29 protein-coding genes are annotated in these 19,620 nt (G+C 62.3%); 3 read left to right on the top strand and 26 right to left on the bottom strand.

The features are described 5' to 3' along the window. Nucleotides 1-433 precede the first annotated feature (433 nt). The 6 genes from AB4Z27_RS06100 to AB4Z27_RS06075 form a co-directional block, all read right to left on the bottom strand. Nucleotides 434-814: a hypothetical protein gene (locus AB4Z27_RS06100; protein ID WP_441644090.1), complete on the bottom strand. Its 381-nt coding sequence runs from the start codon at nt 812-814 to the stop codon at nt 434-436. Further along, a complete protein-coding gene (locus AB4Z27_RS06095; RefSeq protein ID WP_441644089.1) occupies nt 811-1,350 on the bottom strand; it encodes a glycoside hydrolase family 19 protein in 540 nt (179 codons plus the stop codon). Before AB4Z27_RS06095 ends, AB4Z27_RS06100 begins: the two co-directional genes overlap by 4 nt. After that, entirely contained in the window at nt 1,347-1,733 is a 387-nt protein-coding gene (locus AB4Z27_RS06090; protein WP_441644088.1) for a hypothetical protein, read from the bottom strand. Before AB4Z27_RS06090 ends, AB4Z27_RS06095 begins: the two co-directional genes overlap by 4 nt. Nucleotides 1,734-1,816: 83 nt before the next feature. After that, a complete protein-coding gene (locus AB4Z27_RS06085) occupies nt 1,817-2,956 on the bottom strand; it encodes an acyltransferase family protein (RefSeq protein ID WP_441644087.1) in 1,140 nt (379 codons plus the stop codon). Nucleotides 2,957-3,176: 220 nt separating this feature from the next. After that, a complete protein-coding gene (locus AB4Z27_RS06080; RefSeq protein WP_441644086.1) occupies nt 3,177-3,332 on the bottom strand; it encodes a tail fiber assembly protein in 156 nt (51 codons plus the stop codon). Between the two features lie 124 nt (nt 3,333-3,456). Next, complete coding sequence (locus AB4Z27_RS06075) at nt 3,457-4,539, bottom strand: acyltransferase family protein (protein WP_441644085.1); 1,083 nt, start codon at nt 4,537-4,539, stop codon at nt 3,457-3,459. 147 nt (nt 4,540-4,686) lie between these two features. On the opposite strand from AB4Z27_RS06075, the gene AB4Z27_RS06070 reads away from it, so the two are divergent. Both AB4Z27_RS06070 and AB4Z27_RS06065 read left to right on the top strand, forming a co-directional pair. Continuing rightward, nucleotides 4,687-4,950 carry an XRE family transcriptional regulator gene (locus AB4Z27_RS06070; RefSeq protein ID WP_441644084.1) on the top strand — a complete coding sequence of 88 codons (264 nt, stop codon included), beginning with the start codon at nt 4,687-4,689 and terminating at the stop codon, nt 4,948-4,950. A gap of 14 nt (nt 4,951-4,964) precedes the next feature. Beyond that, the gene (locus AB4Z27_RS06065; RefSeq protein ID WP_441644083.1) at nt 4,965-5,645 is read left to right on the top strand and encodes an SGNH/GDSL hydrolase family protein; all 681 of its coding nucleotides are present in this window, start codon (nt 4,965-4,967) and stop codon (nt 5,643-5,645) included. Nucleotides 5,646-5,652: 7 nt separating this feature from the next. On the opposite strand, the gene AB4Z27_RS06060 is transcribed toward AB4Z27_RS06065, so the two are convergent. Genes AB4Z27_RS06060 through AB4Z27_RS06035 form a run of 6 tightly spaced genes read right to left on the bottom strand, consistent with a single transcriptional unit; the run spans nt 5,653 to nt 9,645 of the window. Continuing rightward, nucleotides 5,653-6,036: a tail fiber assembly protein gene (locus tag AB4Z27_RS06060; RefSeq protein WP_441644082.1), complete on the bottom strand. Its 384-nt coding sequence runs from the start codon at nt 6,034-6,036 to the stop codon at nt 5,653-5,655. A 12-nt stretch (nt 6,037-6,048) separates the two neighbouring features. After that, on the bottom strand, nt 6,049-6,672 hold the full coding sequence (locus AB4Z27_RS06055; RefSeq protein ID WP_441644081.1) for a hypothetical protein: 624 nt from the start codon (nt 6,670-6,672) through the stop codon (nt 6,049-6,051). A 10-nt stretch (nt 6,673-6,682) separates the two neighbouring features. Next, nucleotides 6,683-7,345 (bottom strand): DUF2612 domain-containing protein, encoded by a 663-nt coding sequence (locus AB4Z27_RS06050; protein ID WP_441644080.1) that lies wholly within the window; start codon nt 7,343-7,345, stop codon nt 6,683-6,685. A gap of 1 nt (nt 7,346) precedes the next feature. After that, entirely contained in the window at nt 7,347-8,528 is a 1,182-nt protein-coding gene (locus AB4Z27_RS06045; protein WP_441644079.1) for a baseplate J/gp47 family protein, read from the bottom strand. After that, on the bottom strand, nt 8,528-8,881 hold the full coding sequence (locus AB4Z27_RS06040; protein ID WP_441644078.1) for a hypothetical protein: 354 nt from the start codon (nt 8,879-8,881) through the stop codon (nt 8,528-8,530). The genes AB4Z27_RS06045 and AB4Z27_RS06040 overlap by 1 nt, the downstream gene beginning before the upstream one ends. An 8-nt stretch (nt 8,882-8,889) precedes the next feature. After that, complete coding sequence (locus AB4Z27_RS06035) at nt 8,890-9,645, bottom strand: Gp138 family membrane-puncturing spike protein (protein WP_441644077.1); 756 nt, start codon at nt 9,643-9,645, stop codon at nt 8,890-8,892. An 11-nt stretch (nt 9,646-9,656) separates the two neighbouring features. Here AB4Z27_RS06035 and AB4Z27_RS06030 point away from each other — a divergent pair, with 11 nt between their 5' ends. Continuing rightward, complete coding sequence (locus AB4Z27_RS06030; protein WP_441644076.1) at nt 9,657-10,028, top strand: hypothetical protein; 372 nt, start codon at nt 9,657-9,659, stop codon at nt 10,026-10,028. A 1-nt stretch (nt 10,029) separates the two neighbouring features. Here the strand turns inward: AB4Z27_RS06030 and AB4Z27_RS06025 are convergent, their stop codons facing one another. The 14 genes from AB4Z27_RS06025 to AB4Z27_RS05960 are packed head-to-tail and all read right to left on the bottom strand — an operon-like array spanning nt 10,030 to nt 19,609. Next, nucleotides 10,030-10,998: a phage protein gene (locus AB4Z27_RS06025; protein WP_441644075.1), complete on the bottom strand. Its 969-nt coding sequence runs from the start codon at nt 10,996-10,998 to the stop codon at nt 10,030-10,032. Next, nucleotides 10,998-11,312, bottom strand: a complete 315-nt coding sequence (locus AB4Z27_RS06020) for a phage baseplate plug family protein (RefSeq protein WP_441644074.1) — start codon at nt 11,310-11,312, stop codon at nt 10,998-11,000. The genes AB4Z27_RS06025 and AB4Z27_RS06020 overlap by 1 nt, the downstream gene beginning before the upstream one ends. Then, a complete protein-coding gene (locus AB4Z27_RS06015) occupies nt 11,312-11,890 on the bottom strand; it encodes a phage baseplate protein (RefSeq protein WP_441644073.1) in 579 nt (192 codons plus the stop codon). Before AB4Z27_RS06015 ends, AB4Z27_RS06020 begins: the two co-directional genes overlap by 1 nt. Further along, nucleotides 11,887-13,596, bottom strand: a complete 1,710-nt coding sequence (locus tag AB4Z27_RS06010) for a phage tail tip lysozyme (protein WP_441644072.1) — start codon at nt 13,594-13,596, stop codon at nt 11,887-11,889. Before AB4Z27_RS06010 ends, AB4Z27_RS06015 begins: the two co-directional genes overlap by 4 nt. After that, nucleotides 13,571-13,744, bottom strand: a complete 174-nt coding sequence (locus AB4Z27_RS06005) for a DUF6889 family protein (protein ID WP_441644102.1) — start codon at nt 13,742-13,744, stop codon at nt 13,571-13,573. Before AB4Z27_RS06005 ends, AB4Z27_RS06010 begins: the two co-directional genes overlap by 26 nt. Nucleotides 13,745-13,773: 29 nt before the next feature. Further along, a complete protein-coding gene (locus tag AB4Z27_RS06000) occupies nt 13,774-14,247 on the bottom strand; it encodes a phage tail assembly chaperone (protein WP_441644071.1) in 474 nt (157 codons plus the stop codon). A 2-nt stretch (nt 14,248-14,249) separates the two neighbouring features. Then, nucleotides 14,250-14,696, bottom strand: coding sequence for a phage protein (locus tag AB4Z27_RS05995; protein ID WP_441644070.1), 447 nt, complete (start codon nt 14,694-14,696; stop codon nt 14,250-14,252). A 15-nt stretch (nt 14,697-14,711) separates the two neighbouring features. After that, nucleotides 14,712-16,187, bottom strand: a complete 1,476-nt coding sequence (locus tag AB4Z27_RS05990) for a DUF3383 domain-containing protein (RefSeq protein WP_313817905.1) — start codon at nt 16,185-16,187, stop codon at nt 14,712-14,714. Between the two features lie 10 nt (nt 16,188-16,197). Further along, complete coding sequence (locus AB4Z27_RS05985) at nt 16,198-16,788, bottom strand: phage neck terminator protein (RefSeq protein ID WP_441644069.1); 591 nt, start codon at nt 16,786-16,788, stop codon at nt 16,198-16,200. Nucleotides 16,789-16,791: 3 nt separating this feature from the next. After that, nucleotides 16,792-17,163: a hypothetical protein gene (locus AB4Z27_RS05980; protein WP_441644068.1), complete on the bottom strand. Its 372-nt coding sequence runs from the start codon at nt 17,161-17,163 to the stop codon at nt 16,792-16,794. A gap of 3 nt (nt 17,164-17,166) precedes the next feature. Next, nucleotides 17,167-17,703 carry a hypothetical protein gene (locus AB4Z27_RS05975; RefSeq protein ID WP_441644067.1) on the bottom strand — a complete coding sequence of 179 codons (537 nt, stop codon included), beginning with the start codon at nt 17,701-17,703 and terminating at the stop codon, nt 17,167-17,169. A gap of 26 nt (nt 17,704-17,729) precedes the next feature. Beyond that, nucleotides 17,730-18,113, bottom strand: a complete 384-nt coding sequence (locus AB4Z27_RS05970) for a DUF4054 domain-containing protein (protein ID WP_410748597.1) — start codon at nt 18,111-18,113, stop codon at nt 17,730-17,732. A gap of 40 nt (nt 18,114-18,153) precedes the next feature. After that, nucleotides 18,154-18,561, bottom strand: a complete 408-nt coding sequence (locus AB4Z27_RS05965; RefSeq protein WP_441644066.1) for an STY1053 family phage-associated protein — start codon at nt 18,559-18,561, stop codon at nt 18,154-18,156. A 10-nt stretch (nt 18,562-18,571) separates the two neighbouring features. Beyond that, a complete protein-coding gene (locus tag AB4Z27_RS05960; protein WP_410748599.1) occupies nt 18,572-19,609 on the bottom strand; it encodes a DUF2184 domain-containing protein in 1,038 nt (345 codons plus the stop codon). Nucleotides 19,610-19,620 lie beyond the last annotated feature (11 nt).

Raw genomic sequence — 19,620 nt, 5'->3', positions numbered from 1 at the left:
GGGCCTCCTTTCCTACTGGTCCAGGGCAGATCCTAGCCGGCAGTGCGACGGCAGGACCTGGTTCTGTGACCTCATCCCAGAGGAGACTATCGTCGAGGGACCGCCGCCCTGTCCCGAGGTCGAGCCGATCACCACCCGCATCTTCCAGAGCGACGCCGCAGATGCCGAGGTACACCGCCTCATCGCAAAGGGCGTTTGCCAGGAAGACGCTATCGAAAATGTTCATAGCGGCTGGAAGGCGCCATATGACCCTCAATATGGGTCGTGGTGGCAGAAGCTGCTTCGCTAGCTGGGCCACGCCTCCACCGTCTTTCGGTGTTTGGCCGCGCATTCGCCCAGCGCGCCGAGCAGATCCCGCATCACCCATTCCTGCCAGGCGTCATAGTCGGCGACGGCCGGCGCATCCGGAATCGTGCACGGCGCGGCCAGCGCACTATCGAGCGGCGGCGGCTTGCTTGGCCGCGTCGACGGCGTCGGACATGAGGCGCACCCGGCCAGCGTCAGGGCGGCAATCAGCAGGCAGCTTCGGAGCATTCTTGAGGTCCTTCCGGATGGCGTCGAGCTTGGCGCCGAGGGTGGTTTGGATGCCGGCAAACTCGTCGGCCTTGGCTCGGATGGTGGCGCCGGCCTGGCGCAGGTCTCCCAGCGTGGCGTTAGCGCTGGCCAGGTCCGCCTGAGCGCTAGCGGTCTTCATCCTGTCGATCTCGGCGTCCTTACGCCAGCCGTTGGCGGCCCAGCCGGCGGCGAAGATACCGGTGGCCAGCAGCACGGCGCCGGCCGCGCGCCATGGCACGCTCGTGGGGATCGCGATCATGCTGTCACTCCCAGCGCCACCTTGGCGCGCGCCCAGAACTGCTGTCGATCGGCGAGCCCGTTCGTGCCGCCGTTGATGGCCCGCGTCAGGCCAACGAAGTCGCCGGCATCGGCAAAGCGGTTCAGGTTCCTCGCCTTCCAGTACCAACCAGCGGAGGCTGCTGCGGCGTCTGGCAGCTCGAGCAGAGCCGGCATGGCCACCAGGTCGAGGTTCAGCCCCAGCCCGCACAGCAGATAATTCTTCCGCCCAGTGATCTGAATCAGCCCGCGACCCATGAACCGCTTACCGTCTCCCGGCTCGGTATTTCCGAGATCGGCGCGCCCTTCGTAGCGCCGCTGCGCCGCCGTCGGGCCCCAGATCTCTCGGGTGTAGAGCAACTGGCCGGACTCGTGCGCGAGTTGGGCGAGCCAACCGGCAAGACGAGCCGGCGTGGAAATGTCGAAGCGCTGGGCTGCGTCTACGAGCGGCAGCGCAAACACGTCGGCGCGGAGCCCGGCCGCCGGCATGATGGCTCGGAGGATTGCTGGCGTGATCATTGTCCCAGCCCCTTGCGCACGTCTGCCGCGATGTCGTCGATGCCGGCGCTCTGCCGCCTGACGATGTAGTTGAACAGCCAGCGGACGATGGCCCAACCCGGCAGGCCGCAGGAGAAAACCAAGCCGAGCATGGCCACCAACCCGATCGGTGTCTGCGCCCAGGCCTGCAGTTCAAAGTGCTGAATCACCGCAGCTCCGCCACCGATCGAGCCCATGACAGTGCTGATCAGCCCCACCGCCCACTCACGCGGGCTGCGCGGCGTCGTGATGCACATGACGACGATGGCGGCCAGCCCGGCGCCAATCGCCCCCGCACCGGCCAGACCGCCAATGAGTTTCCAGCCTGCTACGCCTGCGGCCCCGCCGCTGATTGGTTCGGACATACAATTCCCCGGAAATGAAAAAGCCCGCTCAAGGCGGGCCCAAAAAAACCGCCCGAAGGGCGGTTATAGGTAAGGACAGAAAATCACGCGGACACGACAGAAGCATCAGCTTCTTCTTTCCGACGGCGTCTTCGCTCTCTGATCCAATTCAGCAGTGGTTTTTCGACATAGAGGTACACCAGCACACCAAGAATGGTACTAAGCATCATCGCTACAGTAACTCCGATAACGCTCTTGCTGGCATTCATCCATGCCCAGCGCTGGCCAACGGGGTAAAGCGTTCCGATGACGATAGTGTGGGACAAATAGATCGCATAAGAAGCATCCCCCAAGAGAATTGCGAGACGAGAAGACACACGCGCCCCCGCAGAATGAAGTATGAGCGCGCTGAAAACTACCACCACAGGCATGAAAATGAATGCCCATCGCACGGGGATGAACTCATTGACGAGCAGACGAGTTTCATGGGTGGCGAAATTGACCCACACGAAGAATGCAGTGAAGACCAACGCCCCCAGCAGCACGCCTAACCTCAACCTTCCGATGACCGATGGAAGCAAGCGCCACACATAGAAAGAAGCGATCCCATACACGAAATTCCACGTGTAGTCATGCGCGTAAAAATGAATAATCGGATTCGTACCGCCCATTTTATCGTCGATGACCTTGACCGCCAGAATCAAAGTGGCAGCAACTATCGGGGCACTTTTCCTACCGAACATCAATGCAATGGAGAAGACGAAGTAGAAGAACATCTCCAAATTCAACGTCCATCCAACACCCAATAACGGCTGGAAATCGCCCGCATCATTTTTATACGGCACGAAAAATAGACTCTTAAACAGCCGCGCCCACAAATCAAAATCGTTTAATCCATGGGGCGACGTCAGCCAAACAAACAGTTGGCGCTGGTCATGAATTGCCCATTGCCACAGCAACGGCCACTGATAAACCGGGTTACCGAGCCCATAATTGAACCAGAGAACGGAAAATACTGTAACCACCCAGTAAAGCGGCACGATACGCACGACGCGTCGGTCAAAAAAATCTCGTGCCGAAGGGGCGGTCTGTGAAAGGTAAGCCATCAGAAAGCCGCTCAACGCAAAGAAGATGGCGACGCCCTGAAGTTCCGTGTGGGTGTGGCCCGGCACGACGTAGCCGGTGTGGTAGAACACCACTGCGAGTGCAGCAAGCGCTCTCACCAGTTGCAAGTTTGTGATCATTCGGGTATTCCCCGTGCTCGAAAGCGGATATTTTCTCATTTCCAAGCACCGCCTTGTAATAGTTGGGTACGAAGCGCGTAGAAATTACCAGCTTGAATCACAAAGTGCTACAGCAGACGCCTGGGTGTCTCCGGGAAGATACAGCAGGCATACAGCAGACATCACGTGCCCAGGGGCTGATCCGGCTACCTTACCGGCAAGGCACTGAGATCAATCCGGTTCAATGCCACGCGATGGGTTTCCACGTCTTCAGCGCGTTGACTTCCTCATCGGTTGCGACCTCCAGATCTACTGCATCCTGCAACGGGTCGATGGGCAACGTCGCCAAGGCAAGGAGCACATCACGCTGTGCTTGCAGTTCGGCAAGCGTGGGCATTCGGCGCGGGTGTCGTGTCGGTGGTGGGCTCTAGCGTTTCGGGACAGGGGCCAGGTCTTCGCCGGAAATGAGAAAGCGCGCGCAAGGCGGGCATAAAAAAACCGCCCGAAGGCGGCTTGTTTGTTCAATCGAGTATGGCCCTGGGCCGTGGGTTTATCGCGCCCGAGAGCCGGCGCCCCGCGTCGATTGACCATCGTTCGACGCTCACATATCCGAGCCATGCGACTCCAAGTGCAACGGGTACAGATAACGCGAGAACCACGAGGAATGCCGGGATACCTGACACACCAATATGGACCGCGACGATACTAGCCATGAACAGCACGGGGAGATGCAGCAGGTAAAGGCTGTATGAAATTCTCCCTACGAACCGCAGGAGCGGGGTGGTAAGTAGTCCCTCGAAGGCGCCATTCCGCACTCCAACGATCAACGCCGCAGATGCGAACGCTAGGAGAACAGCGGAAGTCGGTTGTGACGAGTAGAAAAGGCGCTCGACCGCGAACACTGCGATCGCCACTAGGCACAACAGCTTTGATCCAATTCGCAGATCAAGTCGCGCCAGGGAGCCTCCGAGATGAAACGCCAACAAATAGGACAGCGCCAAACTCGGATAAGCCAGTAGCGTTACCCCCACTAATGCCCCCACTCCGATCCAGTCAGCCACCCTCCCGATGCGCAACACCGATGCGGCCAGCACGAAGAGCGAGCCTACTACCTCAACAAACATAGTCCACGTCACAGCGTTAGCCCGGAAATCAAGCAGCAACGCGTTGGACACCACGTCCTTGAACGCCAAATCACGAGGAAAGACCGCCTGATACCAAGCGGAGAAATCGCCGTCAGGCACCGCAACTAGCCGTAGCAACACGAACATCGCAACGATCGACATCCACATCGGAGGTAGCAGCCGGAGTGCTCGGCGCACCAGATAGCTCGCTGCCACGCCCAGGCTTACTCGCTCTCGACTCAGGGACAAAGTCAGGACATATCCGCTCAGTACAAAAAACAGCACAACCGCCGCACCAGGATTGAACAGGGCAGAGAATATGCTAAGAGCCTGTTGCGCCGGTGTTTGATCGAAAAAAGGAATCGCCCAAAACGCCGCGCTTCCGTCAATCTTGAATACTGCGCTGGCGTGAGCAAACAGTACCGCAGCGGCTGCGACGCCACGAAGGCTCTCTAGCCTTACGTCGAAATATGAAGACACGTGACTTTGCATCGTTATCAGTTCGGCCGCATTCTACCTCCACGCCGCAACCAATGTTGACACATAGGGCCAATGGCCCTATATTCATTTTTAGGGAAGCGAACCTCGCGGCCCGACTCCTAAAGGAACGAACCTCCATGATTGCCGATGCTCTACTCTCCACCATCACCCGAATCCTTGGCCAAGCTAAAAGCGGAACTCGCTCTGTCGAGCGCTCAGATGGCGAACCTCTTCGGAGTTTCCGATGGGCGACAATGGCGCAAATACATGGGCGGGGACCGCGAAATGAGTGCTCAGACGTTGTTCTTTGCCATGGCCCGACTGGAACTCGCCACGGAGGACATCAATCGTGTCCTGGACCGCATGCGATCTTTGGGGGCCCTTATCGAACTTCCGGACGGAAAACTCTAGCCGCATTCGCCATTATGAGCGCCGTCATGGTGAGCGGATGCGGCGGAGGCGGCGACGATACCGAAGATGTTCAGCCGACGGCGCCATCAAAGCCGCTGGTCATGATCGAAGCCTATGGGGATTCCACCATGTGGGGCTTCGATCCTGAGATCAATCGTCGCTCCGATAATACTATCCCGATAGTCATGGAGACCACCATGAAATCGGACTACGGACTGAACGTCACTGTAGTCAATATGGGAGTGGGGTCGTCCACCGTCAAGACGCTTGTGGAAGGCACGGACGGCGTGAAGCTTCCATGGCAACAACAACTGGCATCGTCCGGAGCCCGTTACGTCATTATGAACTTCGGTCTGAATGATGTTCTGTCAAGCGTCGGGGAATCGCCGGACGAATACCGGGAATACCTCTCCAAGTTCGTACAGTATGCCCGCCAAGCAGGAAAAATCCCGGTGTTCAGCGAGCCGAGCCCGACCTGCGATCCGCTGCGCACCCGACTGCCAGAGTACCTATTGATCCTTCGGGATGTTGCAGCGACCCAGAATGTGCCAGTGATCGCCCAGTATGACTACTTGCAGGCGCTGCCAAACTGGAGTGACTACATCAAACTGGACTGCGTTCACCCCAACAGCTACGTTTACTCCATCATGGGCAAGCGGGCGGCGGCGTTCATGGCCCAATTGCTAGCCCAGTAGCCCCGGCTTACGTAAGGGGCTGCTCAGGCCACTGAACCGGCGATGCGGTGAGATCGAGACGCGCCAGCGCAACGCGGTACGACTTCCACGCCTTTAGGCGCGTGACGTCGTCCGGAGTCTCGATCTCTAGATCCACAGCATCCTCAAGTGGAGCGATGCGAAGCGCGGCCAGTGCAAGCAAGGTGTCGCGGGTGAATACGTTCTGCTCTGGTGTTGGGATGTGGGTCGGCGGCGTTGGGTCATCGGTTGGCTCCAGCGTAGTTGGATAATCGGCAGCGAGCCTGTCGCCGGCAGCATCCACGAAAACCCAAATCCCCTCAATACGTTCTGCCGTCACGTCATCTTCGAACGCAAAGACCGCGCCGGTGGCAGTGTCACGGAAATATTGCATATCGTTCCTTGGTTACGTGCGCAATTCGTACCACGACGTGAGCGTCACGGTGTTCAGGTTTCTGACCTCATAGGTGTAGCCGGCCGGGATAATGGCTGTAGTCAGAAACGCCTGGGCGGTACCCGTCGTATTGCTGTAGTTTCCGATGATGGCTCCATTCATGTACAGCCCTGCCGCTTGACCACTTCCAACCGTGGCCTGCACATAGATCAAAATCGGCTTTCCGGTGCTGTTCGTGTACACGGTCCCGAGTGCTCTCGAAGCAGTGACGTTCTGTAGCGTCTGACCCACTCCGAATACCTGGTCGTAGCGAGTGGCGTGCGCAGCAGCGGTGGCCGCCGCTACGCTGAACGTCTTGGTGGCATCGCCATTCACAGCTGCGGCGGAAGCCTTGAGGTTCGCCAGAATGGTCGCCGTCGTGCCATCGTCGAGCACGTCCAGCCCCGTCCGGTCCGAAATGAACTGCGCCAGCACCGCCGCCATGATGCTCGATTGGCGCCACGCCTTGTTGAGCTGCGCCGATTGCGCGACGCCTGAAGAGAAGCCAGAGGTGCGAGCGGTCAACGCCGCCCAATCGGCCTGAGAAAGCACGTTGGCGCCAGCACCACCGCCGAAAACTAGAAAGTCGTTTGCCATGTTTGCCTTTTTACAGAGGGGTACCCCAAGCGCCGGAGTCGAAGCCGGAGACAAGGTCGTTGCTCATGTCGAAGCCGAAGATCGGCGCGCTGTCTGCCGATGTCACGATGACGATATTGATCCGCACGCCTTCGGGCTTTAGCGGGATCAGGCCGTTGGCCAGCAGCGCGAGGAAGACAGCCGAGGGGATGACACCGGCAATGCCGATCGTCATGGACATGTCCTGGTTGTCCTGGATGAAAACGAACGTGCCGCCTCCGAAGATGGAGTCCAAAATGGCTTTCGATGACCCCAGCGTTCCGTCCCAGTGGTTTGCGCCGATCTTGGCACGGATCACCAGCCTGTAGGTCTCGTCGTCAAGGCGCGTCAGCCCGGTATCCGGATCGAACGGCCCCTTCCAGCTTCCCTGATCGAACCCGAGCCCGTCCGTGTCGAACGAGAAATAGACGCCGCTCAGCGGAACCGGCACGTTGCGCGAGATTCCGACCCAATGCCCAACGTCGTCTAGTTGCGCATCGACGGCAGTGTCCAGATCGAACTTCCCCGGCATGCTGCCCAACAAGTTCTGCAGGTCCACCATCGGCTGGGCCAGCGCCTCAATCACCGCCATAAAGTTCGGCTGCTGGTTGTGCTCGCTGGTGATCCGGTCGGTGTACTTGGTGATGTCCGCCATATCAGGTCACCGTCAGCACGACATCGGCCGGCGTGCACGACGCCACCTGGTTGAACAGCAGCGCCACGTCAGGCACGCCTGCGCCACCGGGACCGGTCAGGGTTAGGCCGGTCAGCTTGAACGTCGTGCCACCGCCCACGCTGTTGGCCGCCGTGATCGCGTCCGCCCACTCCACGCTGCCAGAGACGCCACCACCGATCTCCACACCGTTGATGTAGTCGGACACCGCTTGCTTGATCGCATTGCCCGTGGCTGTCGTGTAGCCGGCCAACGATTTCAGCGAGATTGCGACAGTCAAGGCGGCGGTCGAAGGCCTAAAGAAGCGGATCGAAATCGGGCGCCCGTACACGTCCTGCACGACGATTGCGGTCGTTCCATATGTTCCTGCGCCGGGCGTCTTCTTTTGCGCGATAGCAGCGGCGATTGCGTCGGCGTCCCCGCCCTCCACTACCAACGAGATAGAGTGCGGCGGCAGCCCATTCGCATCGGTCGTACCGGTGTCGTTCTCGTATGCACGCAGGCGCGTCACCCCAGACACGTCGGACACTGCGCCGATGATGCCGTCTAGCACCGTCAGAGATGGCAGCGCGGTGGACACAGTCTGGCGCAGCCGCAACGCGGCATCCGATTCGACCGGCGCCCCGACTGCCGCCGCAGCAGGGTTGGTCACCGTCTGCCATCCGCGCGTGGGCGTGCCGATCTGGTTGATCTCGCCGGCCGCCGCCGTGACAGCGCCGAGCGAAGTGCAAGTCGCGGTGACGGTGATGTCACCGCCGGGGGGGATGACCACGCTCGTAGGTAGCGTCCACTGATTGTTGTTCGTGTCTTTCGCGATGCCGTTCGTGATGGTCACTCCGGCCTGCCCGACGATCAGTAGATCAGCCGTCGAGAAAGATGCAACCTTGCGTGCAATCCCGTTGATCTTGACGTTGCTGGAAAGAGCGTCACCATACGCCGTAGCGGGGCTGAACGAGCGGTAGATGGCGACAGACGTGGCGTTGGCATCGTTGATGGACGACGCGAAGACGGCAAGCAACTGCCCGTCCTGGCTGTCCGCCTCAAGGTAGACGTCAGGCCCGTATATCGCACGGTACTGGTCCTGCAGGTATTCGAGGACTTCCGCATAAGTCGGCGCCGAGATGCCGTTTTCATCGATCGTCGGCGCGGTCGTGGTGATTGCCATTACAGAGTCGCCTCAACGGTGGTGGTGCCATAGATAGTGCTGATGGTTGCGGTAACGCTCAGCGCCCGCTTCTCGGTATCGACCGAGCTGGCATACGCCGTGATCTGCTGCACGCCCTGCGTGCCCAGAATTCGCTGCCGGATGGCCGCGTCGTAGCTGCCGTTGGTGTACTTGCCAAGGACCTCCGTCGACCACGGCATGCCTTCCGTCTTGTCGAGGAACCACTCCCCTCGCAGCAACCGCAGCCGCGTGAGCACTGCCTGCGCCACCGCCTCGGGCACGTCCTTGTAAAAGTCGGCCTGCTGCCCACCGAAGACGTAGTCTCCAGTGGCGGATAGCTTTCGGTACCGCATGGGAATCCTCAGTTGACGTTGCCGCTATTGCCGCTGCCCGGCTGCACGCCGTTGTGGGTGTGGGTGTCGTCTACCCGCTTTCCGTTGGCAGTAATCTGGCCGATGACGTTCAGCACGCCGTTGAATACCGCAGCCGCTCCGCTGAGCGCGCTGCCTACCATGCCACCCACGAAGGTCAACAGCCCGGTGATGGTCACAGCCGCCGAGAATGTCGAGAGCGGCGCGACTACATCGAATCCGCCGGGCGCGACGATCTTGACTTTCTGCAGGGTCGGATTCATCTCAATGTACGTCGCACCGTTCTCTGAGCGGAGCTGCGTGGCGGTGGTGCTTACGTTCGCCAGCGCCCGCGGCACCGAGCGGAAGCCGAGCAGAACAAAGCCGTCAGACAGGTCATGCATCCGCAGTTCTGCCTGTTCCTGCACACCGCCTGATTGCCACCAGCCGTCTATGCACCGACTGGCGAACACGACCAGGCATTCGTCTCCTGGAGCGACCGGAAATGTCAGCGTACAATTTCCGCCAGCAGGGAACTGCACCGGGCAATCCACCAGTACCGGCAGCGCGACGCTGGCCACCGTCCCATCCTGCTGCCGCACCCTCATCTTTATCGAGGGCTGCACCGAGCAGGTTGGCGGCTGGCCGGGACCGCTCTGGAACGACTGTATGATTCCCGGCAGAGCCGTCCAGATGCCCGCGCCATAGCCGTCGAGCGCCGCACGAAGCGCTACCTCGGCGCCCCCGATTCTTTCGAGTCTGTTCATTGAGGTCCGGAATGAAGAAACTGCCCCTGCTGCTTGCACTGATTGCCAATGCTGCATTCGCGCAGACGGCCTACGTCACGCCGCCGGGAACGCGTAAGGTTGGCGACACGATCGAGACAGCGAAGTCCATCTTTGTCTTGCATGAGTCGGCGCCATGCAGCCTGCCCATCGCCAACGCCAAGCACATGCGCAAGGCTGAGCTCTACAACGCCGGCGTGCCCGCAATTGGATGTTGGGGCACCATCCTTTCTGCCACGAAGGGCGACTACGTGATCATCGGGCCGTACGGGAACATCTCCAAGGGGAACCTGGTTGGCTTCTCCAAGGTGAAGCTACAGCCGAACGGGAATGGAGTGATCATCGACGGATGGCCGGGAATGTGACTCACCCCCAAGGTTTAATTACGTCCTCTGGAGGAACGACCTGTTTGTCCGTGAAATTCTGCACGCCGGCCGTAGCGTCGGCAGCGAGACATATGACTTCGGTGTAGAACTCGTTGCCGCGCGTGTCGCCGCTGTGGCTGGCCACCATCACGTAGTAGTACCCGTCATCCTGCAGCCCGTTGCCCTCCGCGATAAACCCCTCGGCAGGCTGCTGCCCAACCGTCAGGCTTCTCTCCCGCTGCTGAACGCTGCGGTTGTCGATCTTGATCAGCGAACCGATCTTGACGTTTGGATTGAGCAACATCTTGATCGTGATGCCGTTCTGCGTCTGCTCTGGTAGCCCGACCATGCCAGTCTCTGACGTAATGACGGGAATATCGCCAGGCATGTAGGACGTCTCAGGGATATTGACCACCTTTCCGTCCTGAATGCTCCACACCGTCTGGGCCGTCCTCGCGGTCTTAGCGAGGAAATCGCGGACCATCCCGAACATCACCTTGCCGCGCGGGAGCGGGTTCGTGGGCAGCGGCGGGGTGTATCCCTGAGTGACGCCGTACGGATTCATCGCCGTGCATGCAGCAGCGACGTGATCCGACACGGTAGATCCTGCCGCCAGCGTCATGTTGATCACAGCGAAGTTGTAAGCCGAATCACCATCGGCGGCAGTGATGTCCAGATAGGTATCGGTCTGGCTATCGCGACCGCGGCGGACCTGTTTGATGGTGCCGTCGAAGATGATCCCGTAGTTGCCTTGGTACCCCGCCTGCAAAACGACACGCGTGTACTCATACTCGATACGCTGCTTGGTGTTCTCGGATACGTTGTAGACACGAAGTCTCGCCGAGTTCGGCGTCTGAGTATCGCCACGACGCACGTCAAATACGATCCTCAGATCAGACAGGTCAATGGCGGAGCCTGCATCGCGCCCGATGATCACCGATACCTTGCGGCCGTATTGCTGGATACCCATCAGTCCGTCACCCAGAAAACATGCGATCCAATGCCCAAGTCTTCGAACGTGGGCACATCGTCTGGCTCGTCCGCACCCTGGACCCACAACCTTCCGACGAAGCCTAGATGCGCATACTGGCCCAGCAGGTTCACGCCGGTCGCCAGCGGAATGCCGCTCACGATCGGCTGCTTGGTAGCGTCAGCAATGTCCAACACCCATCCTGCGCCCCCTGCGTCGCGGTACTGCACCGTCATACGGTAGTCCACGCCGCTCAGCGTCACCGTAAAGCGCTGCGGATCTGGCGACAGTGGAATTTCGTAGAAAGTTGGCATCACATACTCGTCGGTGGAACCGATCCTCCAGGCGCCGGCGTCGCTGGCATGGGCGCCTTGGTGCCGGTGTTCTGGGTCTCGGCCGTGGCCTGGGGGGAGGCTTGGTTCTCCTTCGCTGGCAACGTGGTCGCCTGCGTCTGAACGATCCGGATCTGCTTCAGCGTCGCAGTGACGCTCAGCGCTTCGCCGGTTTTCTGGTCCTTGACCACGCGCAGCGACTTGAACAGCATGTCGTGGTACATGCGCGTCGACGTGACGACGTCGAAAGGCTGACGCGTTTCCTGCAGAGCGATGAGCTGCGAGTACACCGAGCTGATGTAATCGACTGACGGCAGGCCGCCCCCGGTGAAGAGCGATTCCAGCGTGCCGATCAGCGCGGCCAGGTCGGCATTCGACCAGCCGCATTGGATCGTCACCTCTGGCTGTAGCTTGAACGCATGGTCGTTGATCTGGGCGCCCTTCTCGACCGGATGCTCGGTGATCTGCAGTTCGTCCTGGTGCGCTTCCTCAAACGTGCAGCCGATCTTCACCGGGCCAATGGTCTTCGGCACCAGGGTGATGATGTCGAGGAAACTCACGAGATTGCCCCCTGCATGTTGCGCACCATGTCGTCGTTCACCTGGCGTTGCTCGCTGGCGACAGCCCGGCCGGCGGCAGTGGGGTCCGACACGCCGTACAAGTTGATGTTGGTCTGCTGCTGCAGGTCGACGGCTGCCGAGCCGCGGCGCGCGGCCTCCAGGTCGGCTTGCGCCGGCCGCTCGTAGTAGCGCGACACGATCTCGCCTGCCTGTTGGGCATTCTGCGCGGCGCGCAGCAGTTGACCGGCGCGCTGCTCCGCGCCCTGCGTCAGCTCATGGTTCACGAACTGCAGTTGTTCCATCAGGGACGAATCGCGGATGTCCTTGCCGGCCCATGCCTTGAAGTTCGCCTGACGGTCCGGGTGCCATTGCGCGACGCCATAGGCGCGCCCGCTGTCGCCGACGGCCTGGTGGTTCAGGCCGCTGCCGCTCTCACGCTGCAGGTTGGCCACGATGCCGGCGGCTTGTTCAGGAGACCACCCCATCCGCTGGAAGAACGAGACCGCATCGACTCCGGCAATCCCCGAGCCCGCTGGCTGCCTTGCGGCGCCACGCCGGCGCGCCAGCTCCGCATCCTCGCCGTGGTTCAGGCCGCCACTGTGGAAGAGCAACGCGGCGGCGCCGCCGATCCGAGCTGCCCACGGCAGGAAGCGCGCCAGCCACCCAGCGCCCGCGCCAGCAGCTGCGCCGGCACCAGCGGCACCCCCAGCAGCAGAAGCGCCGCCGGCAGCCGCCGCTGCGGCATTGGCCGCACCCAGCGCGCGCACCGCCGCGACCATCTTCCAGATGCCGCTGACGATCTTGAAGCCGCCCAGAGCGCCGAAAGCGCCAACCAGCAGCATGATCTTCGTCGACCAGCCGTCCGTGGCCTTGTCCAGCTCGATGAACTTGTCGGCCAGCCAGGACAGCGGCGGGCCGAGCGCGGCTGCGGCTGCCAGAATCGCGCTGGCGATCTCGGCCACGCGCGCGGAGATCTCGCCAGAGTGTTCCTCGAACCACTTCTGGAATCGTGCGAGCTGCGGACCGACCTTGCGCAGCAGCGCGCCCTCCACCTTGATGGCGAAGTTCTCGAAGGTCGTGCCCAGCCCGCGCAGAGCGACCATGAACGCGTGCGCGTCCTCGGCGGCCTTGTCCAGGCCATTGCGCCGGGACATCTCCCGGTACTGCTGCATGAACTTGGCGAAATCGCCATCGCGCATAGCCAGCAGCAGGTTCTCATCGATGCCGAGCACGCTTCCATACTGGCTGGCCAGCCAGGTCGGCTGCTTCGCCAGTTGCGCGCCGAGGTCGGACAGGATGTCAACCGTGTCGCGCAGCTCGCCGTTGGCGTTGCGCGTCTGCACGCCAAGGGTCGCCAGGTATCCCTCGCCGGCCGGGTTGTTCCGCAGGAACTTGGCCAGGCTCTCCACCGCACCGAAGGCCGTCTCGGTCGAGATGCCCAGATTCCGCGCTGCGAAGTCAAACGCCTTCAGGCTGGTGGCCGCCGCGCCGGTGCGCTTTGAGACGAAATACAGGTTCTCCAGCTTCGACGCCAGCGCCGAGACGCCCACGCTGACGGCCAGCGCTGATGCCGAGATGGTCGTCACCAGCTGCTTGACGCCCTTCGTGGCCTGCTCGACGCCGTCGCTGAACCTCCTCAGGCCCTTCTCGTCGACCTTGAAGCCCAGGGCGACAAGAAATTCACGGATGACGGTGCTTTGGGCCATTGCTCTGCTGTTCCAATATGCGGCGCGCGGCCGCCTGGTTGTCGGCCCGGACGGCCAGCGCGTCGTTCATCAGCGCGATGTCTTCAAGCCCCAGGGTGCCGTCGATCAGGGACTCATAATTGCACCAGCCCTCGGCAACCGGTGCCAGCAGCCAGTCCTCGCCGTCTGGCAGGTGCTTCAGCCAGCCTGTGCCACCGATTCCGGGCTGCTCGCTTGGCTGGTAAGCAGCCCTTGAATAAAAGGGCCGAGGTTGGCCACGATGACCTGCACCACCAGCGGCAGGATCACAGCCATGTCCATGTCTTGGAACATCAGCTCCTTCTGCCCGGGGGAAACCACGAACGCCCAGCCGGTGGGTTGCTGCCGCTGTACGGCAGTCAGGCAGTTGTCCATGACATAGTCGGCGTCGGCATCGTTCATGGCCGCCAGCGCGTCGGCAAACGGCTGCAGCACCTGGCCGAAGCCGTCCAGGTCTTTGGTCAGCGCGCCCATCGCGCCGGCCGCGCCGCCGCTCGTCTTCGCCAGCTTCATGAACAGCGGGATAAGCGGCGGGATGATCGGCGCAATGCGGCGCGACACGTGGAACTGCTGCTTGGCGGTCAGACGCCCGATCGAATAGGCGTTGCCGCCGAGTTGGATTTCACGGCGCATGGTCAGTAGGTCCCCAGCATGCCTTCGATTCGGCCAGCGTCGAATACCCACTCGACGGTGCCGCCCTCAGTGGCGTAGGTCAGATCAGGCACCTTCTTGAACGCACAGAAGATGCCCGCGATTGCGTCGCTCGCAACGGACTGGGTCACGGTGATGACGTTCTTGCCCCAGAGCCGGCTGTCGAGCTTCTGGGCGTTGTACAGCGCCATCAGCGTCCGGTTGATCGGCGCCGTCTTCAGGTAGCGAAGGGTGATCTGGCCGGAGCTGTCCGCGCGCAGGCTGTGCTGCACGCTGCCGTCCGAACCGACCGTCATGGTGTTCTTGTCGTTGGCCATGGCCACGGTGATGCCTTCTTCAGCCGTCGCCTCACCATAGCCGAGTGAGAACGACCCGCCGGGCCCGGTGATGGACGCCTGGACATCGAGAAACGAATAAGTGCCGCCTTGCATGGTCTCTTTCCCCTATCAGCGGTTCACGTTGACCAGGATGTCAACGGTGTGGATGGCGCCGGCTTCCTTTGCCGCAACCTGGAACGCCACGGACTTCCGGGCCTCGCGGTCAGCCTGCGACTGCAACGCGATCGGCGGCGCGTAGACGTAGTAGCCCTTAGCCAGCGTGTCGCCCTGCTTCAGCGCGCCGAAGCCATCGGAGTTCCAGACGCCCGGTGCCAGATAGCCGTTGTTCACAGCGGCCGCGCAGGCCGCTTCGATCGTCGTGGCGATCAGCGCATTGCCGGCGTCGGTCTGCGGTACCTTCGTCTGGCTCTGGTACAGCAGGTTGTACACATCGGTCTGGACGCGGTTACGGAACCAGATCGAGTTGTAGACCGAGTCGATGTAGATGCCGCTCGGCGTCACGCCGTACTGCACGATGGCCGTGTCGTTGTCGTACTCGACGAACACATTGCCCCGCTTGTCCTGCAACACGTTGGCCTGGCTGCTCGACAGGGTCTCCGGCACGATGCCCGGCTCCTGCTTGTACATCAGGGTGATCGTCGTGTTGTTGCCGTTGAAATTGGTCGTCAGCAACCGGCCGAACAGCGACGCTGCGGCGTACGGGCTGTTGCTCGAGTACTGCGCGAACGAGTACTTGTAACCCTTGGCCTTGAACCGGGACAGCAGGTCCGTCGTCGCGGTACCGTCCAGCGCCTGTGGCTCCTGCGTGGTGGCGCCGTAGATGTGGCGCTGATCCGCCTCGATCAGGTCGGCCACTGCGACGTGCTGGTCGTTCGTCAGCGACGTGTCGGCGAACTGGATACCGAGGAACTTGTTCGCGAAGCGGTCCAGGAAGATGTTGACGCACGCGTCCGGGGCCTCGGCCACGATACCGTCGACCGGAACCGAGGCCAGGCCACTGGTCATGCCCAGCATGGCCGAGATATCGGTGCCAGAGCCACTCGGCGTGGCGTAGCTGATCTTCGAGGCGGTCCCCGTGGTCGGCGAGGTGGCCACGAACTGGGTGCCGTTCCACACAAATCCGGCGCCGGCCAGCGCCGTCTGGATGATCGTGGCCACACCGTTCAGGTTGGTCACGCTCGAGAAGTCTAGCGCCGAGACCGTCTTCACGGTGGCGTCGACGGTCAGCTTGAACGAACCGGCCGTGACGGCTTTCCACACGGTGATGTCCTTCTGGGCGGCGGACAGCGCCGCGCCTCGCAGCGAGCCCGCCGTGGCGGTCTTCGCCCACCGGCCGATGTTGAGCTGCGACGGCTGGGGCGTCTGTTGGAAGTACAGCAGCGCGGCCAGGTATTCCGGCGCGGTGTTGCCGAAGTCGCTGCCCACGGCGTCGATGGTTCCGTACGAGCGCATGCGTTCGTTGGTGTCGATCACCGGCGAGGCGCCCAGGATCACCTCATTGTTGAGGTTGGCGCCCTGGGCCGCCAGCGGCGACATGTTGATGGAGACGTTGATCAGCCGCGATACCGGCAGTCCGTTGGACATAGTCATTCCTCTACTGGTGAATGTTGGTCGTCGCGGCCACCGGCGGCACCGAGTTGGTGGTGCTCTGCACTTCGGCGGACAACAGGTTGAGGACCGGATAGGTCCGGGTGAGCTTGCGGCGCAGCACCAGCGTCAGGTCATAGCGCCGGTTCCACTGCTGGTTGATGAGGGCCGGCACTGGCTGGATGTCGCTCGCGCGGACGAACTTCATCCCGTTCAGCGCCAGCTGCTCGCTGTTCTGCGGAATGGACATGCTGTCGGCCAGGCGCTGGGCGTACCCCTTGGCGCTCGGCCCGTAGAAGGAACACATCAGGTCGATCTGCTGGTGCCTGGTGTAGGTGTCGCTGCCGTCGCCGGCAGGGTCATGCTGGATGGCGGGGCCTGAGTCGTTCGTCTGCACGCTGACGCCCATCGCGCACCAGCTCTCGGTCGGCTCTGGCTGCGTCGGGACGGTCGGCTGCCAGCGCGGCCGCACCATCTCCCCGGGCAAGCCGGTCACCCCTGCGACCAGTTCCTGCAACAGGTTGTCGAGATCATCGTCGTCTGGCGGAACCGGCGCCGTCGGCGCAAGGTAGCCGCCGGTAGCGCTGGTATTTGGCATGAATTACCCCGAGAGCGGTTTCAGATCGCAGGTGGCGGCCACGAAGCCGCGCCCGAAATGGCTATAGTCGTTGACGCTGACCACGGTATAGGTTCGGCCCTGCCAGACCACCTCGTCGGCGCCCTGCCCCGGGCTGCCGTCCTTCAGCCGGAACGGGGTATGCAGCGTGATGGATCCGGTGATCAGGCTGCCGTCCGAGCCGCGCTGCAGGATGTCGCCCTTGTCGCTGGTGACCACCGCGGCAAACGGCGACGCCGTGGCCGTGTTCTGCGCGCGGCCGTGCCCATCGACCGTCTGCACCATCCGATTGCACACCAGCCCTGTGTCCATGAAATCCGGATCGAGCAGCACGTCGACGACGTCGAGTAGTGCCATGGGTCACTTCCTTTTGCGTAGCACGTAGGTGATCGAGTTGCGGTACTGGGCGGTGTCGATCAGCGGCTTGGCCAGCTCAGTGCTGGGCTGCTGACCGGCGGCGCGGGACGCCAGTTCTTCCTTCGCCCCCTTCCGGCCTCGCCGCGCGCGGTTGCGCAGCGTTGCCTCGCTCAGCGCCGGGCCGATGCCGCTGCTGATCAGCGCTCGAACCGAGGACTGCGCAGCCAGGCCGGCCATGCTCAACCGCCCCTTTGCGCCGTCAATGTCGCCATCCAGCGCCGCTTCAACGCCCTTCTGCAGCTGAGGCAACGTCTTCGGCTGCGCAGCGGCGACGCCCGGCACCAGGTGTGGACGCGCCGGAAGATTGATCTCCGGCGCGCCGTTCTCCTGGATGTATCCGATTTCGGCATTGCTGAGCGGTGCGCCATCGTCCTTGCGCCCGGCGGTGCTGTCAGGCACGCCGACAAGGACTTGCTGGTCGACCAAGCCGTTGATGGACTGAAGCACCTGCTTCAGCCTGTCCACCTTCATGAAGCCCATGGGATATCCCCGATGGGCTGGCGCGGCTACAACTGCATGCCGCCTGCGCCCATCATTCTGGCGAGAGTGAGAAACCGGACACCGTAGGTCGTCAGGTTCCACATACCGGCGTCGTCAATGGTCGCTGCGCCGGTGTCGTAGCTGGCGCTGACCTTGTCGACTGCCTTGGAAGATTGCGGGCCGGTGACCTGGCCCGGGATGCCACCGACTTCAGCTGTCGCCTCGTCCCGTCGAGCGAGTACGAGGAAGTGCGCCGCGCAAAGCTCAATGCCCTGATCGGTCAGCACGCCCCATCGGCAGGGGTTCACCAGTGACGTCGCGATGATCAGCTGAAAGTCGATGGACGCGTCCGAGTACTTCGTCGCGTCGGCAAACTCCGGAAAGTCGGCTCTGAACTGTTCTGGTGTCATAGGTGGTTGGCTGATGCCCCTCGCGAGGCATCATACCCCCTTACTTCTTGCCGGTCTGCTTGGCCGCGGCGTCCGCCGCCTTCTCGCGCTCGGCGATAGCCACCTCGCGGGTGTCCAGCGCTTCGGCGCGGGCGTTCAAGTCGGCTTCGCGCTGGTCGGCTGCCTTCTCGCGGTCGGAGACCGTGCCGGCGCGCATGTCCAGAGCGTCCTGCCGTTCCTTCAATTCCTTGGCCTTCCCTTCCAGGAACTGCCCTGCGGAATCTAGGGCTGCCCGCTGCTCGGCCAGGTCACCGGCCTCCCCACCCGCCGCCGGCTCCTCGCCGATATGGGCCTTCACGAACCAGTGCTCGGCCACCGCCGGTGGCACGGTGTGGTTGCCCACGGGGAACTCGTGCTTCCCGCCATCGTGCTGGAGCACGAAGGCCTTGCGAACGTAGATCTTCGGCATGGCGCGCTCCTTAGATGCCGTCGCGGTAGCCGATCAGCTCGGGGTACACCACCTCGACCACGCCCAGCCGGCCGAAGTAGGTGGTGAGCTGACGGATGTCGCGATATTCCAGCGGCGTGCGCTGAAGCGGCACCAGCGGGAACCGAACCTTGTCCTGCTCCTTGGTGTACGCCATCATGCGGTCCGCGTTCGCGACCCCGCGCTGGAACAGCCACTTCAGCGGCTGGATGTTCAGCGGCCGGCCGTTGATCGAGTTCGAGATCGTGTTCTGCTTCACGTACTCGAGGATGCTGATGTTGCCCGCATCGCTGACCTTGCGGCTGACCAGCAGCCCGAACTTGGCCGGTGGCAGGCGCAGCTCGGACGGGCATACCGCATAGGCGGACGCCGCCCACACGCTCGTCAGAAGCTCATTGACGTCCGCGACGATCTGATCTGGCGTGGCCGTCGCCCAGGTGCCGGTGGCGGCATTCGACACGTTGGTAACCGTCGCCGCATTCACCAGGCCGGTGACTCCCAGCACGGTATCGCCGATGTACACCTGCTCGTCGACGTCCATGTTGTGCTTGAGCTGCATGCCGGTGAACTTTTGCTGGTCCACCGGGCGCCCCAGCTTCTGGGCGGATTCCAACTCAGGGATGGTCCAGCCGATCTGCATGCCCCACAGCGTCAGCGGGCTGGCCGTCTTGCCGATGTCCAGCGCGATGCCTGCGATGGCCGAAGCGTCCTTGCCGATCCACGACTTGCCGTTCGGGGAAGCGCCGCCCGCAGCGGCGAAGCTGGAGTTCGTGAACGACGACGTCTCGTCGGCGATGGACACGTCCTCGCGCAGGTCGATATCGCGCGACCAGGTCACCGAGGCCAGCGGGCCGTGCAGCGTCTGGTCCAGGCGTTCCAGTTCGCCAATCAGGAAGGCGCCAGTGCTGTCGATCGTGCGGCTGTCGAAGGTCAGCATGCTGTCGCGCGTGCGGGCGCGGATGATCGCCGGGGCGTTGACCATGGCGATGGCAGCCGCCGCGGCCATGCGCGGGAGGATGATTTTGCTCATTCTGGGAAACC

Source organism: Cupriavidus sp. KB_39 (assembly GCF_052114485.1).
GTDB lineage: Bacteria > Pseudomonadota > Gammaproteobacteria > Burkholderiales > Burkholderiaceae > Cupriavidus.
The sequence above is the reverse complement of the archived record's forward strand: the minus strand, read 5'-3'. Positions and strand labels throughout refer to the sequence as shown.